We start from the raw sequence: 15,041 nt of genomic DNA on the forward strand, positions 1-15,041 counted from the left end.
GCCGGTCACCGCGATCCGGGTCGGGCAGGTCGGACGCCGCGGCCCGGGTCGGCGGGTCAGGCCGGGCGCGCGTCGGTCACCAGCCGCAGCGGGGGCACCAGGCCGCCCGCCGCCAGCACCCCGACCGCGGCGATCTCCGAGGCCGTCAGGTCGGCCGGGGCCCGGTACGCGGGCGGGGGGACGGGGACGGCGGCGGGCGCCGAGGACAGCAGGTGGGTGACGATGCAGTCGCCGCAGGCGCGGGGACGTGCCGTGCACGAGTCGCAGTCGATGAGCATGGTCGGGACGCTAGGGACGGGCCCGGACACAACCCGCACGCCGCGCTCCCGGCCCCGCCTCTGCGGATGTGTCCGGCCCCCGTCCTAGCGTCGCGCCCATGAGCACGCACCCCCTCCTGGACCCGGCGGACCACCCGGTCGCACCGCTGGGGTCCGGGGTGCCCATGCAGGTCCAGGGCAGCTTCGACGACCTCGGCCGCCCGCTGCACGAGACCACGTTCTGCGTCGTCGACCTGGAGACCACCGGGGGCAGCCCGACGGCCGACGCCATCACCGAGATCGGCGCCGTCAAGGTCCGCGGCGGCGAGGTGGTGGGCGAGCTGCAGTCCTTCGTCGACCCGGGCCGGCCCGTCCCGCCGCAGATCGCCCTGCTCACCGGCATCACCGACCGCATGCTGGTGGGTGCGCCGTCGGTGGGGGCCGCGCTGTCGGCGTTCCTCGACTTCGCCGAGGGCACCGTGCTGGTCGCCCACAACGCCACCTTCGACATCTCGTTCCTGCGGGCGGCCTGCCGGTCCAGGCAACGCCCGTGGCCCCGGTTCGAGGTCGTCGACACCGTGCTGCTCGCCCGTCGGCTCGTCACCTCCGACGAGGTGCCCAACCGCAAGCTGGCCACGCTGGCCCGGTACTTCCGCGCCGGGACCACGCCGGAGCACCGGGCGCTGGCCGACGCGCGGGCCACGGTGGACGTGCTGCACGCCCTGCTCGGCCGGGCCCGCGGCGTGGGCACCGTGGAGGACCTGCTGGAGTTCTGCCGCACCGACGACGGCCGCCGGTCCCGACGGCACCTGGCCGACGGCCTGCCGAGCAGCCCGGGGGTCTACCGCTTCGTGGACGGCGGCGGGCGCGTGCTGTACGTCGGCTCCTCGCTGGACGTGCGGACCCGGGTGCGCAGCTACTTCACCGCCGCCGAGAAGCGCCGCCGGATGACCGAGATGGTGCGCATCGCGCAGCGCGTCGAGACCGTGGCCTGCGCCACCGCGCTGGAGGCCCAGGTCCGTGAGGTGCGGCTGATCGCCGAGCACCGGCCGCCCTACAACCGCCGCTCCACCCGGCCCGACCGGGCGGCCTGGGTCAAGCTGACCGACGAGCCCGCCCCGCGGCTGTCCGTGGTCGGCCGCCCCGGCCCCGACCACCCGCGCGCGGCCTACGTGGGCCTGTTCAGCTCCCGCTCTCACGCGCGGGAGGCCGTCGAGGCCGTCCACACCGCGTTCGACCTGCGCCGCTGCACACCCCGGCTGGCCCGCCGGGGCGGCGGGACGGCGTGCGCCCTGGCCGGGATGGGGCGCTGCGCGGCCCCGTGCGTCCAGGGCCCGGACGACGCCTACGCCGCGGTCGTCCAGGCCGTCCGCGACGCCCTCACCGGCGACCTGTCACCGCTGGTGGACACCGTCATGCACCGGGTGCGCCTGCTCGCCCAGCAGCAGCGCTACGAGGAGGCCGCGGTCGAACGGGACCGGCTGGCGGCCCTGGTCCGGGGCGTGGACCGGGCCCAGCAGCTCGCCGCGCTGACCCGGACGGGCCGGCTGGTGGCCGCGCGGGCGCGTCCGGTGGGCGGCTGGGAGCTGGTGTGCGTCCGGCACGGCCGGCTGGCGGGGTCGGCCGTCAGCCGGCGCGGCGAGCCCGTGATGCCGACCGTCGAGGCGCTGCAGGCCACCGCGGAGGAGGTGAGCGCCCCCGACGGTCCGGCGTCCGCCGCGCTGCCGGAGGAGTCGGCCCTGGTGCTGCGCTGGCTCGAGGCCCCGGGCACCCGGTTGGTCAGCAGCGACGCCGGCTGGGCCCTGCCCCGCGGGGCGGCCTCCCGCTGGGCGCAGCTGCACCTGCTCGACCGAGGCCGCAGCGGCGCGTCGGTGTGGCGGGTCCCCGGGGACCACGGCTGACGGGACGGAGCGACGCCGATCGATCCGGAGGGCTCAGCCCAGCCAGTCGCCGAGCACCGTGGCGGCGGCACCGTCCTGCAGCGCGGCCCGGGCGCGCTCCAGCCCGGGGGCCAGGGCCCGCGGCAGGTCTGCCGCGACGTCGGCCGCGCTGCGGCCGTCCTGGGTGAGCTCCAGGGCCAGCAGCCCCGCGGCCGCGTTGAGGACGACCACGTCCGTGACGGGCCCCGTGGCCCCGGCCACGACGTCCCGGACCACACGCGCGTTCACCCCGCGGTCACCGCCGCGCAGGTCGGCCACGGTCGCGCGCGCCATGCCGACGTCCTCGGCCTCCAGGACGGTCTCAACCACCTCGCCACGCACCACGACGCGGACGCTGCTGGGCGCCGTCGTCGTCAGCTCGTCCAGCCCGTCCTGGCCGCGCACCACCAGGGCCGTGGTGCCGCGGGAGGCCAGCACGCCGGCGATGATCCCGGCGTGACGGACGTCGGCGACCCCCAGGCACATGGCGCCGGGGCGGGCCGGGTTGGTGAGCGGACCCAGGGAGTTGAACACCGTCCGGATGCCCAGCGAGCGACGGACCGGGCCCACGTGGCGCATGGCCGGGTGGAACCGCGGCGCGAAGGCGAACGTGATCCCGTGCGCGCGGGCCGCCGCGGCGACGTCGGCGGGGTCGAGCTCCAGGTCCAGGCCCAGCTCCTCCAGCACGTCCGCCGTGCCGCAGCTGGACGAGGCCGCGCGGTTGCCGTGCTTGACCACGGTCGCCCCGGCCGCCGCGGCCACCAGCGCCGCCATGGTCGACACGTTGACGGTCCGCGCCCCGTCACCACCGGTACCGACGATGTCCAGCGCGGGGCCGGGCACGTCCAGCGGCACCGAGTGGGCCAGCATGGCCTCGGCCAGGCCGCCGACCTCCTCGACGGTCTCGCCCTTGGCCCGCAGGCCGACCATGAGACCGGCGAGCCGGGCGTCGTCGGCGTCCCCCCGCATCACCTCGTCCAGCGCCCAGCGGGTCTGCTCCCGGTCCAGGTCGCGACCGCTCGCCAGCGCCTCCAGCACGCCGGACCACGTGGGCGGCGCGCTCACCGGGGACGTCCGGACCTCGGCGGCGGCGCTCACGCCGGCGGCGCGGCGAGGCGGCGCCGGGCCAGCGAGGCCACCGCGTCGGCGACCGCGCGGGGGTCGAGCGGGTGCGGCACGGCCGCCTCGGCCCGCGACCAGGCCGCGAGCCAGGCGTCCTGGGGGCGGCCGGTGAGCACCAGCACGGGCGGGCAGTCGAAGATCTCGTCCTTGAGCTGCCGGCAGACGCCCAGCCCGCCCGCGGGCGCCGCCTCGCCGTCCAGCACGATGACGTCGAACCCACCGGCGTCGACCGCGTGCAGCAGGGCCGGCAGCGTCGCGTAGTCCTCGACCGCGACCAGGGGCAGGTCGGCCGCCGGGCGGCGGCCCACGGCACGCCGGACCTTGTCGCGCGTCGTCGACTTGTCGCTGTACAGCGCGATCCGTAGCCGGGGCCCACCGGCGGCGGGGGCCGGGGCGGTGCCGCCGTGGGCGGCTGCGGGCTCGACGGGTGCGGAGGCTGCGCTCATGCGGGGGAATCTACCGGGCGGCCCGCTCGTTGCCCGAACGGATCGCGCCCCGACGACCGGCCGGGGGGTGGTCTCTCGTTCTGCGCGCCTTCCAGTTAACCTGACGTCGTGGCAGCAGCAACGGCAGTCGGCACCGGCGCCCCCGCAGTGGTGAACCGTCCCAACCTCACGTCCGTCGGGACGATCGTCTGGCTCGCCAGCGAGCTGATGTTCTTCGCGGCGCTCTTCGCGATGTTCTTCACGCTCGGGTCGATCAGGCCCGACGAGTACGCGGCCGGGCAGGAGATGCTCAACATCCCGTTCGCGGCGGTGAACTGCATCATCCTCGTCTCGAGCTCGGTCACCTGCCAGTTCGGGGTGTTCGCCGCCGAGCGGCTGCAGGCCGCCCGCACCGGCCGCTGGTACCAGCTGTCCCAGTGGGGCATGCGCGAGTGGTACGTCCTCACGTTCCTGCTGGGCGCGGTGTTCGTCTCCGGCCAGGTCTTCGAGTACGCCGAGCTCGTCCACGAGGGCCTGACCATCAGCTCCTCGCCGTTCGGCTCCACCTTCTACCTGACGACCGGCTTCCACGGCCTGCACGTGACGGGCGGCCTGCTGGCCTTCCTGATCGTCATCGGCCGCACCTTCGCCGCCAAGCGCTTCGGCCACGCCGAGGAGACCGCTGCGGTGGTGACGTCCTACTACTGGCACTTCGTGGACGTCGTCTGGATCGCACTCTTCATCTCCGTCTACTTCAGCTGAGGGGCCTTACGCCGTGAACGCCGTCATGAGGCACCGCCGCCACCCGCTGGCGCTCGTCGTCCTGCTGCTGGGGGCCCTGCTCGTCGCCGGCATGGCCTACGCCGCCGTCGCCCCGACCGGGGCCCAGGCCAGCGAGGCCGACGGCGTGGACGAGATCGCCTACGGCGAGGAGCTCTTCCTCGCCAACTGCTCCACCTGCCACGGCACCGACGGTGCCGGCGGCTACGAGACGGCCGACGGCCGGGTCGCGGGACCGTCGCTCATCGGCGTCGGCGCGGCCAGCGTCGACTTCCAGGTCGGCACCGGGCGCATGCCCGCCCAGGCCTCGGGCCCCCAGGTGGCCGCCCGGGAGCCGCAGTTCTCGCCCGAGCAGACCGCCGCGCTGGCCGCCTACGTGGCCTCGGCGTTCGGTCCGGGTCCGGGCATCCCCGACGGGGAGTTCCTCGACCCGGCCAACGGCGACGTCGCCGAGGGCGCGGAGCTGTTCCGCGTCAACTGCGCCATGTGCCACAACTTCGCCGGCTCCGGCGGCGCGCTGACCCGGGGCAAGTACGCCCCCAACCTGCGCGGCGTCGAGCCCGTCCACATCTACGAGGCCATGGTCACCGGCCCGCAGTCGATGCCGGTGTTCAGCGACGACACCCTCACGCCGCAGCAGAAGAACGACATCATCACGTACCTCGACTACGTCGAGACCACCCCGTCGGCCGGCGGCCTGTCGCTGGGCTCGCTCGGCCCGGTCGGCGACGGCCTGTTCGTCTGGGTCGTCGGTATCACTGGACTCATCGCCTGCGCGGTGTGGTTGGGAGCCAAGTCTTCATGAGCGACGCACACGGCAACGACGGCACCACGGCGCGCCAGGTGAGCACCGTCCGGCAGGACACCCCCGCGACCGGCAGCAACGCCCCGGGCACCGACCTGCAGCCCCGCGGCACCGCTGTCCCCGAGCGCTTCGAGAACCCGGGGCTGCCGCCCCACCGGCCCCGCATGGCCGACACCGACGTCGCCGCGGCCAAGCGGGCCGAGCGGCAGGTCGCGTTCCTCTTCTTCCTGTCCATCGTCGGCACGGTCCTGACCATCGTCGGCTACTTCGCGGTGCCGCTGCGGGACGTGCCCGCCTCCGACCCCGCGACGGGCCTGTCCAACGCCCTGCTGGGCACCGGCATCTTCCTCACCCTGTTCGGCATCGGCACCGGTGCGGTGCACTGGGCCAAGACCCTGATGCCCGACCACGAGGAGATCGACGAGCGGCACCGGATCGAGGGCTCCCCCGAGGAGCAGGCCGAGGCCGTCAAGATCATCACCGACGGCGTCGACGACTCCGGCATCGGCCGTCGGCCCCTGATCCGCAACACGCTGGTGGGCGCCCTGGCCCTGGCCCCGCTGCCCGCCGTGGTGCTGCTCAAGGACACCGGGCCCAACCCGGAGGGCGCGCTGGCCGAGACCATCTGGGCGGCCGACACGTACCTGGTCACCGACCCCACGGGCAACCGGGTCCGCGCGGCCGACATGAGCGTGGGCGAGGTCGTCCACGTGCAGCCCGAGGGCATCGAGGAGTCCAGCCACTTCCTCGACGAGAAGGCCAAGGCGGCCGTGCTGCTCATCCGCCTCGAGCCGGAGGAGCTCGCGGAGGAGTCCCGGGCCGGTGCCTACGCCGGGATCGTGGCCTACTCCAAGATCTGCACCCACATGGGCTGCCCGGTGGCCCTGTACGAGCAGCAGACCCACCACCTGCTCTGCCCGTGCCACCAGACCACGTTCGACGTGACGCAGAACGCGGCCGTCATCTTCGGGCCCGGCAAGCGGCCCCTACCCCAGCTGCCCATCGACGTGGACGGTGACGGATACTTGCTGGCGACAGCTGGTTTCGCAGAGCCGGTCGGTCCCAGCTACTGGGAGCGAGAGCAGGACCTGCGCCGGATGACTGAGGAGTCCTGATGAGCGCGACGACAGCACCAGCACCGCGTTCGGCGGCCCCGACCACCGCGGCCAAGCTCGGCGGGTTCGCCGACTCCCGCCTCGGCCTGACCGGCGCCATCCGGGCCAACGCCCGCAAGATCTTCCCCGACCACTGGTCGTTCATGCTCGGCGAGATCACGCTCTACAGCTTCGTGATCTGCCTGATCACCGGCGTGTTCCTCACGTTCTTCTACGTGCCCAGCGTGGCCCTGATCGAGTACGAGGGCGCCTACGAGCCGCTGCGGGGCAAGCTGGTCTCCGAGGCCCTGGCCTCGACGATCAACATGTCCTTCGAGGTGCGCGGCGGGCTGCTCATGCGGCAGATCCACCACTGGGCCGCCCTGGTCTTCGTCGCGGCCACGATCGTGCACATGGCCCGGGTGTTCTTCACCGGCGCGTTCCGCCGCCCCCGTGAGCTCAACTGGGTGATCGGCGCCATCCTCGCCCTGCTGGCCATCTTCGAGGGCTTCGCCGGCTACTCGCTGCCGGACGACCTGCTGTCGGGCACCGGGCTGCGCATCGCGGCCGCCATCATCCTGGCCATCCCGCTGATCGGCACCTACGTGCACTTCTTCGCCTTCGGCGGGGAGTTCCCCGGCGAGGCGTTCATCCCGCGGCTGTACACGATCCACGTGCTGCTGCTGCCGGCGATCTTCCTGGCCCTGATCGCGGCGCACCTGTTCCTGGTCGTGCTGCACAAGCACACCCAGTACCCCGGCCCCGGCCGCACCAACGACAACGTCGTGGGCTACCCGCTGCTGCCGGTGTACATCGCCAAGGCCGGTGGCTTCTTCTTCATCGTGTTCGGCGTCATCGCGCTGATCGCGGCGTTCGTGCAGATCAACCCGGTCTGGGCCTACGGACCCTACGACCCGTCACCGGTCACGGCCGGGTCCCAGCCCGACTGGTACATGGGCTGGCTCGACGGTGCGGTCCGGGTGATGCCGGGCTGGCTCGAGGTCAACGTGTTCGGCTACGTGCTGTCGGGCAACATCCTGATCCCGGCCGTCGTGCTGCCCGGTCTGCTGACGACGTTGCTCGTGGCCTACCCGTGGATCGAACGGCTGGCCACCGGCGACGCCCGTGAGCACCACCTGCTGGACCGTCCCCGCAACGCCCCCACCCGCACCGGCATCGGCGTCATGGCGCTGACCTTCTACTGCCTGATGTGGGCCAACGGCGGCAACGACATCATCGCCACGCACCTGAACCTGGCCATCAACGACATCACCCGCTTCATCGGCGTGGCGATGTTCGTGGCCCCCCCGCTGGCGTTCCTCATCACCAAGCGCATCTGCCTCGGGCTGCAGCGTCGTGACCGTGAGCGCGTGCTCCACGGCGTGGAGACCGGCCAGGTCTACCGCCTGGACAACGGCGAGGTGCTGGAGCGGCACGCGCCGATGTCGGAGTACGACCGCTGGACCTTGGTGCAGCACGACAACTACGTGCCGCTGACGCCGGGTCCCGCCACCGACGCCAACGGCGTCAAGCGCAAGGGCGCCCTGCTGGCCCAGGCGCAGCGGCGGCTGTCGCGGTTCTACTTCGAGGACCGCGTCGAGCCGGTGACCCCGGCCGACCTGGCCGCGGCGCACAGCCACGGCGAGCACGACGCCATCGGCGGCGCCCACGACGAGCGCCCCGCCGTCGAGGGCACGTCCGGTCGCGAGGTCGGTTCCGGCCAGGCCTGACCCCGCCCCGTCCGAGGGCCCCGACCGTCCGCGGTCGGGGCCCTCGGTCGTCCGGGCCCCGGGCCCGACGGCCCGGTGAGGGCTCGTGCCGTCCGCGGACCGGGCGCCGGGACGCCGGGCGGCGGGTGACGCTCCCGTCCCGGCCCTCCGGATGAGAGCATCAGCCCATGTCGAGCCCCCCGCTCGGTGCCGTCGGCGCCGACAACTCCGTCCGGCCGGCGCGCGAGCCCGACCTCGACGCCATCGCTGCCGTCCACGCCGCCTCCTGGACCGGTCCCTACGCCCCGGTCCTGCCGCCCCCGCTGGTGGCCGCGCTCACGCCGGCCGTGCTGGGCGAGGCCTGGCGCGCCGCGGTGACCGGTCCCCCCTCCCCCCGGCACCGGGTGCACGTGGCTGTCGGGGACGGCATCGTCGCCGGTTTCGTGGCCAGCGCCCCGGTGGCGGTCGGCGTCGGGCCGGCCGCGGCGGACCCCGGCCAGGACGAGCCCGCCTCACGGGCGGTCGAGGTCGTGGCCCTGGAGGTGCACCCGCTGCACCAGCGCCGCGGTCACGGCTCCCGGTTGCTGGCCGCCGTCGTCGACACCTGCCGCGCCGACGGTGCCGACGAGGTGCACGTCTGGGTGCACGTCGACGACGCCGCGCGGGCGGACTTCTTCCGGGGCGCGGGCTTCGACTCCGACGGCGCCCGCCGACGTCGCGCGGTCGAGGGCGGCGACCCGCACGACTCGCGCTCCGTGTGGCCCGAGCTGCGGCTCGTGGCCTCGCTGCTCGACCCCGCCGACGCCGAAGGGTCTCGCCCGTGACGACCCGGACCACCACCGCGCCACGCCTGCCCGCCCTGCCGAGGTCGCGTCGCCTCGTCGGGGTCGACGCCGCCCGGGGCCTGGCCCTCATCGGGATGATGGCCGCGCACCTGCTCGAGCGCTACGACTTCGACGGCAACCCCTCCCTGGTCTACCCCCTGGCCGACGGCCGGCCGTCGGCGCTGTTCGCGGTGCTGGCCGGGGTCGGGCTCGCCCTGGTCGACGGCGGCCACGAGGGCCCCCGCATCGGGTACGGGCGGATGGTGGGCCGGACGGCCGTACGGGCCGCCGTCATCCTCGTGATCGGGCTGCTGCTGGCCTCGCTGGAGCTGCTGCCCGTGGCGGTCATCCTCCAGTACTACGCCCTGGCCTTCCTGCTGCTGGCGCCCCTGCTGCGCCTGCCCACCGCCGTCCTGGCCGGGGGCGGGCTGCTGTGGATGGTCACCGTGCCGTTCCTGAGCCACGCCGTCCGGGCCGGCGCGGACCTGCTGGGCCCCGGCCCGCAGGTCGGCTTCGCCCGGCTGGTGAGCGACCCGGGCGGCTCGCTGACCGACCTGTTCCTCACCGGCTACTACCCGGTGCTCAGCTGGTTCGGCTACCTGCTGGTCGGGGCGGCCGTGGGTCGACTGGCCCTGACCCGCGCGCCGGTCGTCCTCGCCCTGACCGGGGTGGGGCTGCTGCTGACCGTCGGGGCGTGGCTGACCTCGCGCGTGCTGCTGGGCACCGCCGCCGCGCAGGCCGCGCTGGCCGAGCCCGACCCGCTGACCGGACGGGGACCCGACGGGCCGTGGTTCGGCACCACGCCGACTTCGTCGTGGTGGTGGCTGGCGGTCGACACCCCGCACACCGCGACCCCGCCGGACCTGCTCGGGACCACGGGCTCGGCGCTGCTGGTGATCGGTGCGTGCCTGCTGCTGGCCCGCACCGTGGCCGGCTGGGCCCTGCTGCCGCTCGCGGCGGCGGGTTCCATGACCCTCACGCTCTACACGGTCCACGTGCTGGCCGCGACCTACTACTGGCCGGGCATCAGCCCCGTGACCGACTGGACGGTCCACACGGTCGTCGCGCTGGTCTTCGCGTCGGTGTGGGTGCTGCGGTTCCGACGCGGCCCGCTGGAGGCCGCCACGGCGGCCCTGGTGGACATGGCCGCCGGGCCGTCCCGCGACGCCGAGCCCACCCCGAGGGCGACCGCGGCCCGCTGACCCCCGGGCCCCGGCAGCAGGGGCCGTCGCCGCCCGGGGTGCGCCGCACGGCCCGCCCCGGGCGCTCAGCGGCGGCGCTGCTCCTCGCGGTGCAGCCGCACGGCGTGGCGGGCGGCGCCGCGGGCGCGGCGGCGGTCCCCCGCGCCGTCGTAGGCCAGCGCCAGCCGGAACCAGGCCCGCCACGAGGCCGGCTCGGCCTCCACCTCGCCCCGGTGGTGCGCGAAGACCTCGTCCGCCGCGGCCCGGTCCACCCCGCCGGCCGCGGTACGGGGCACCGGCCCCGGCAGGGCCTCCTCGGCGGCCAGGACCCGGCCCATCCGCTGGGTGGCCAGGCCGAACCGCAGCTCGGCGGCCACCGCGAGCACGCCGACGACCACGATGACCACGATCGCGGCGGCGAGCAGCCAGCCGAGCGGGCCGCCGTCCTGCACGACGGCGGCCGAGCGGGCGAGCAGCCCCGCCAGGTAGAAGGCCAGCACCGCGAGCAGGACCGCGATGACGACCTTGGTCCCCCTCACCGTCCGGGACCCCGCCGTCCGCTCACAGGTCGAGCCAGTGCTCCAGGCCCACGGTCAGCCCGGGGTGGGAGCCGACCTCGCGCACGGCCAGCAGCACCCCCGGCATGAACGAGGACCGGTCCAGGCTGTCGTGGCGGAGCGTGACGTGCTCCCCCGGCCCGCCGAGCAGCACCTCCTGGTGCGCCACCAGGCCCCGCAGCCGCACGGCGTGCACCGGGACGCCGTCCACGTCCGCCCCCCGGGCCCCGGGCAGCGAGGACGTGGTGGCGTCGGGCGCCGGGTGGACCCCGGCGGCCCGGCGGGCCTCGGCGATCCGGCGCGCGGTCCGCACCGCCGTGCCGGACGGCGCGTCGACCTTGTCCGGGTGGTGCAGCTCGACCACCTCGACCGACTCGAAGAACCGCGCCGCGCGCACCGCGAAGTCGGCGACGAGCAACGCCCCCACCGAGAAGTTCGGGGCCACCAGGACGCCGACCTGCGGGTGGCGGTCCAGCTGCTCCCGCAGCGCCGTCAGCCGGGCCTCGTCCCAGCCCGTGGTGCCGACGACCGCGTGGACCCCGGCGTCGACCGCCGCAGCCACGTTGCCCGGCGAGGCGTCGGGCACGGACAGGTCGACCAGCACGTCGGCGCCGACCAGGGCCGCGGCCAGGTCGTCGCCGCGGCCCACCCGGGCGTGCAGGACGAGGTCCTGCGCACCCGCCACCGCCGCGCACGTCTGCTGCCCCATCCGCCCGCCGGCGCCCGCGACGACGACCCGTGCGCCGCTCACGAGCCGGTGGTGCCGAACGTGCGGTCGGCGTCGAACGGGCCGACCACCGCGAGGGTGCGGGGCCGACCGGCCAGCTCGGCCGCCAGCTGCTGGACCTGCTCGCCGGTCACGGCGTTCAGCCGGGCCAGCGTCTCGTCCAGGTCCGTGTAGGCACGGTGCACCAGCTCGGCCTTGCCCAGGCGCGACATGCGGGAGCCGGAGTCCTCCAGCCCGAGCGTCATGCCGCCCGACAGCTGGCCCACGGCCCGCTGCAGCTCCCCCGGCGCGAGCCCGTCGGCGGCCAGGCGCTCCCACTCGGCCGCCAGCAGGTCCACCACGGTGTCCACCTTGGCCGGGTTGCAGCCGGCGTACAGGCCGACGTACCCGCCGTCGGCGTAGGACGCGCTGAAGGAGTACACGCTGTAGGCCAGGCCGCGCTTCTCGCGCACCTCCTGGAACAACCGGCTGCTCATGCCCCCGCCGAGGGCGGTGTTGAGCACGCTGAGCACGTACCGGCGCTCGTCGGTGGCCGACAGCGCCGTGGTGCCGAGCACGACCTGCGCCTGCTCGATGTCGCGGCGCACCACCACGTCGCGCCCGGTGGGCGTGGCGTCGCGGGCGCTGTCGGCGCCCCGCAGGTGCTTCGGCGTACCGGGAGTCCCGGCCCAGCCGGCGGTCGTCAGCTCGGCCTCGACCGCGGCCACGACCTCGTCGTGCTCCAGGCCGCCCGCCGCCGTCACGACCAGGGTCGGGCCCTCGTAGTGGCGGCGGTAGTGGTCCACGACGTCGTCGCGGCCCACGCCCTTGATGGTCTCGGGCGTGCCGCCGATGGGCCGCCCCAGGGGGTGCTCGCCGAGGACGGCCTCGGCGAAGCGCTCGTGCACGACGTCGGACGGGTCGTCCTCGGCCATCGCGAGCTCCTCGAGGATGACCTCGCGCTCGGACTCGAAGTCGTCGGCCCCGATCGTGGAGCTGGTCACCATGTCCGTGATGACGTCGATGGCCATCGGGGCGTCGCCGGCCATCACCCGGGCGTAGTAGCAGGTGTGCTCCTTGCCCGTGGCGGCGTTGGCCTCGCCACCGACGGCGTCGAAGGCCTCCGCGATCTCCAGCGGGCTGCGCCGCGAGGTGCCCTTGAACAGCAGGTGCTCGAGGAAGTGGGTGCTGCCGTGGTGGCCGTCGGCCTCGTCGCGCGAGCCGACACCGACCCACATCCCGACGGTGGCCGAGCGCAGCCCGGGCATGGACTCGGTGAGCACCCGGACGCCGGAGGGCAGGACGGTGCGGGCGACGACGGAACCGCCGTCGGAGGCGACCAGCACAGGCTGGCCGCTCCCGACGGCGGTCGCGTCGTCGATCGTCAGATCGACAGGGGTCATCAGGACTCGAGAGCCCCAGCCGACTGCAGGGCGTCGTCGACGTCGGCCGCGCCGGCGTCGGTGGCGTCGGTGCTGACGACCGACAGCGACAGCTTGCCGCGCTGGTCGATCTCGGAGATCTCGACCTGGACCTTCTGGCCCACGCTGACCACGTCGTCGACGTTGTCCACCCGCTTGCCGCCGACCAGGTCGCGCATCTTCGAGATGTGCAGCAGGCCGTCCTTGCCGGGCATCAGGGCGATGAACGCACCGAAGGTGGTCGTCTTGACGACCGTGCCCAGGTAGCGCTCGCCGACCTCCGGCATGGTCGGGTTGGCGATCTGGTTGATCGCCGTGCGGGCGGCCTCGGCCGAGGGGCCGTCGACGGCGCCGATGTACACGGTGCCGTCGTCCTCGATCGAGATGTCCGCGCCGGTGTCGTCCTGGATCTGGTTGATGATCTTGCCCTTGGGCCCGATCACCTCGCCGATCTTGTCGACCGGGACCTTGACGGTGATGATCCGCGGGGCGAAGGGGCTCATCTCGTCGGGCCGGTCGATGGCCTCGGCCATGACCTCGAGGATGTGCAGCCGGGCCTGCTTGGCCTGGGTGAGCGCCGAGGCCAGCACCGAGGCGGGGATGCCGTCGAGCTTGGTGTCCAGCTGGATCGCCGTGACGAACTCCTTGGTGCCGGCGACCTTGAAGTCCATGTCGCCGAAGGCGTCCTCGGCCCCGAGGATGTCGGTCAGCGCGGCGTAGGTGGTCTCGCCGTCGACCGTGTCCGAGATCAGGCCCATGGCGATGCCGGCCACCGGGGCGCGCAGCGGCACACCGGCGTTCAGCAGCGACATCGTCGAGGCGCAGACGGAGCCCATCGAGGTCGAGCCGTTGGACCCGAGGGCCTCGGAGACCTGACGGATCGCGTAGGGGAACTCCTCGCGGCTGGGCAGCACGGGGGTCAGGGCGCGCTCGGCGAGCATGCCGTGGCCGATCTCGCGGCGCTTGGGGCTGCCGACGCGACCGGTCTCGCCCGTGCTGAAGGGCGGGAAGTTGTAGTGGTGCATGTAGCGCTTGGTCTTGACCGGCCCGAGCGAGTCGATCTTCTGCTCCAGCTTGAGCATGTTGAGGGTGGTGACGCCCATGATCTGGGTGTCGCCGCGCTCGAACAGCGCCGAGCCGTGCACGCGGGGCAGGACCTCGACCTCGGCGCCGAGCTGGCGGATGTCCGCCAGGCCGCGGCCGTCGATGCGGACCTTGTCCGTGAGGACGCGCTGCCGGATCAGCTTCTTGGTGATGGAGCGGACGGCGGCGGACAGCTCGCCCTCCCGGCCCTCGAAGCCCTCGGCGAGGGAGTCCAGCGTGCGGGCCTTGATCTCGTCGAGACGGGCCTCGCGCTCGAGCTTGTCGCCGATCTGCAGCGCGGCGGCCAGGTCGGACTCGGCGGCACCGGACACCGCGGCGAGCGCGTCGTCGGCGTAGGCCGGGAACAGCGGGTAGTCGCGGGTCGGCTTGGCCGCCTTGTCCGCGACCTTCTGCTGGGCCTCGATGAGGACCTTGAGGAACGGCTTCGCGGCCTCGAGGCCCTCGGCGACGACCTCCTCGGTGGGGGCCTGGGCGCCCATCGAGATCTTCTCCCAGGCGCTGTCGGTGGCCTCGGCCTCGACCATCATGATGGCGACGTCGCCGGTGTCGGTGACCCGACCGGCCACGACCATGCTGAACACGGCCTGCTCGATCTGGTCGTGGGTCGGGAAGGCGACCCACTGGCCCTCGACCAGGGCAATGCGCACGCCGGCGACGGGGCCGGAGAACGGCAGGCCGGCGAGCTGGGTGGACAGCGACGCGGCGTTGATCGCGACGACGTCGTAGGAGTCCTGCGGGTTGAGGGACAGCACGCTGACCACGACCTGGATCTCGTTGCGCAGGCCGTCGACGAACGACGGGCGCAGCGGACGGTCGATCAGGCGGCAGGTGAGGATGGCCTCGGTGCCGGGGCGGCCCTCGCGGCGGAAGAACGAGCCCGGGATCTGGCCCGCGGCGTACATGCGCTCCTCGACGTCCACCGTCAGGGGGAAGAAGTCGAAGTGGCTCTTGGGGTTCTTGCTCGCCGTCGTCGCGCTGAGCAGCATGGTCTCGTCGTCGAGGTAGGCGACGGCGGAGCCGGCGGCCAGCTTGGCCAGGCGGCCGGTCTCGAAGCGGATGGTGCGGGTGCCGAAGCGGCCGTTGTCGATGACGGCCTCGGCGCTGTGGATGTCTACCACTGTGATGTTCTCCGTTCTG

The 15,041-nt window shown here is 74.1% G+C and carries 14 protein-coding genes; 7 read left to right on the forward strand and 7 right to left on the reverse strand.

The genetic code is table 11. From position 1 onward, the window contains the following. Positions 1 to 56: 56 nt before the first annotated feature. The gene (locus SJY06_RS16460) at positions 57 to 278 is read right to left on the reverse strand and encodes a hypothetical protein (RefSeq protein ID WP_380168614.1); all 222 of its coding nucleotides are present in this window, start codon (positions 276 to 278) and stop codon (positions 57 to 59) included. A 98-nt stretch (positions 279 to 376) separates the two neighbouring features. Here SJY06_RS16460 and SJY06_RS16465 point away from each other — a divergent pair, with 98 nt between their 5' ends. Next, positions 377 to 2,158, forward strand: coding sequence for a DEDD exonuclease domain-containing protein (locus SJY06_RS16465; protein ID WP_380168615.1), 1,782 nt, complete (start codon positions 377 to 379; stop codon positions 2,156 to 2,158). Positions 2,159 to 2,191: 33 nt separating this feature from the next. On the opposite strand, the gene trpD is transcribed toward SJY06_RS16465, so the two are convergent. Further along, positions 2,192 to 3,241 (reverse strand): anthranilate phosphoribosyltransferase, encoded by a 1,050-nt coding sequence (gene trpD / locus SJY06_RS16470; RefSeq protein ID WP_380168616.1) that lies wholly within the window; start codon positions 3,239 to 3,241, stop codon positions 2,192 to 2,194. Positions 3,242 to 3,270: 29 nt separating this feature from the next. Then, positions 3,271 to 3,744: a hypothetical protein gene (locus SJY06_RS16475; RefSeq protein WP_380168617.1), complete on the reverse strand. Its 474-nt coding sequence runs from the start codon at positions 3,742 to 3,744 to the stop codon at positions 3,271 to 3,273. A gap of 108 nt (positions 3,745 to 3,852) precedes the next feature. Between SJY06_RS16475 and SJY06_RS16480 the strand changes: the two genes are divergently transcribed. The 6 genes from SJY06_RS16480 (at position 3,853) to SJY06_RS16505 (ending at position 10,137) form a co-directional block, all read left to right on the forward strand. Then, positions 3,853 to 4,485, forward strand: coding sequence for a heme-copper oxidase subunit III (locus SJY06_RS16480; protein ID WP_380168618.1), 633 nt, complete (start codon positions 3,853 to 3,855; stop codon positions 4,483 to 4,485). A gap of 25 nt (positions 4,486 to 4,510) precedes the next feature. Next, positions 4,511 to 5,308 (forward strand): c-type cytochrome, encoded by a 798-nt coding sequence (locus SJY06_RS16485; RefSeq protein ID WP_380168619.1) that lies wholly within the window; start codon positions 4,511 to 4,513, stop codon positions 5,306 to 5,308. After that, on the forward strand, positions 5,305 to 6,423 hold the full coding sequence (locus tag SJY06_RS16490) for a Rieske 2Fe-2S domain-containing protein (RefSeq protein WP_380168620.1): 1,119 nt from the start codon (positions 5,305 to 5,307) through the stop codon (positions 6,421 to 6,423). Before SJY06_RS16485 ends, SJY06_RS16490 begins: the two co-directional genes overlap by 4 nt. Continuing rightward, complete coding sequence (locus SJY06_RS16495; protein ID WP_380168621.1) at positions 6,423 to 8,132, forward strand: cytochrome bc complex cytochrome b subunit; 1,710 nt, start codon at positions 6,423 to 6,425, stop codon at positions 8,130 to 8,132. Before SJY06_RS16490 ends, SJY06_RS16495 begins: the two co-directional genes overlap by 1 nt. 167 nt (positions 8,133 to 8,299) lie before the next feature. After that, on the forward strand, positions 8,300 to 8,935 hold the full coding sequence (locus tag SJY06_RS16500; RefSeq protein WP_380168622.1) for a GNAT family N-acetyltransferase: 636 nt from the start codon (positions 8,300 to 8,302) through the stop codon (positions 8,933 to 8,935). Beyond that, positions 8,932 to 10,137: a heparan-alpha-glucosaminide N-acetyltransferase domain-containing protein gene (locus tag SJY06_RS16505; RefSeq protein ID WP_380168623.1), complete on the forward strand. Its 1,206-nt coding sequence runs from the start codon at positions 8,932 to 8,934 to the stop codon at positions 10,135 to 10,137. Before SJY06_RS16500 ends, SJY06_RS16505 begins: the two co-directional genes overlap by 4 nt. 65 nt (positions 10,138 to 10,202) lie before the next feature. Here SJY06_RS16505 and SJY06_RS16510 read toward each other — a convergent pair whose 3' ends face one another. From SJY06_RS16510 to SJY06_RS16525, 4 genes are read right to left on the reverse strand one after another with little or no spacing between them, the layout of a single operon-like run. Further along, the gene (locus SJY06_RS16510; RefSeq protein ID WP_380168624.1) at positions 10,203 to 10,655 is read right to left on the reverse strand and encodes a hypothetical protein; all 453 of its coding nucleotides are present in this window, start codon (positions 10,653 to 10,655) and stop codon (positions 10,203 to 10,205) included. Positions 10,656 to 10,677: 22 nt separating this feature from the next. Then, positions 10,678 to 11,424 carry a 4-hydroxy-tetrahydrodipicolinate reductase gene (gene dapB / locus SJY06_RS16515; RefSeq protein ID WP_380168625.1) on the reverse strand — a complete coding sequence of 249 codons (747 nt, stop codon included), beginning with the start codon at positions 11,422 to 11,424 and terminating at the stop codon, positions 10,678 to 10,680. Next, a complete protein-coding gene (locus SJY06_RS16520) occupies positions 11,421 to 12,782 on the reverse strand; it encodes a M16 family metallopeptidase (protein ID WP_380168626.1) in 1,362 nt (453 codons plus the stop codon). Before SJY06_RS16520 ends, dapB begins: the two co-directional genes overlap by 4 nt. After that, positions 12,782 to 15,022: a polyribonucleotide nucleotidyltransferase gene (locus tag SJY06_RS16525; protein WP_380168627.1), complete on the reverse strand. Its 2,241-nt coding sequence runs from the start codon at positions 15,020 to 15,022 to the stop codon at positions 12,782 to 12,784. Before SJY06_RS16525 ends, SJY06_RS16520 begins: the two co-directional genes overlap by 1 nt. Positions 15,023 to 15,041 lie beyond the last annotated feature (19 nt).

Source organism: Jannaschia sp. R86511, from assembly GCF_042466345.1.
Lineage (GTDB): Bacteria > Actinomycetota > Actinomycetes > Actinomycetales > JBBAYJ01 > Aquipuribacter.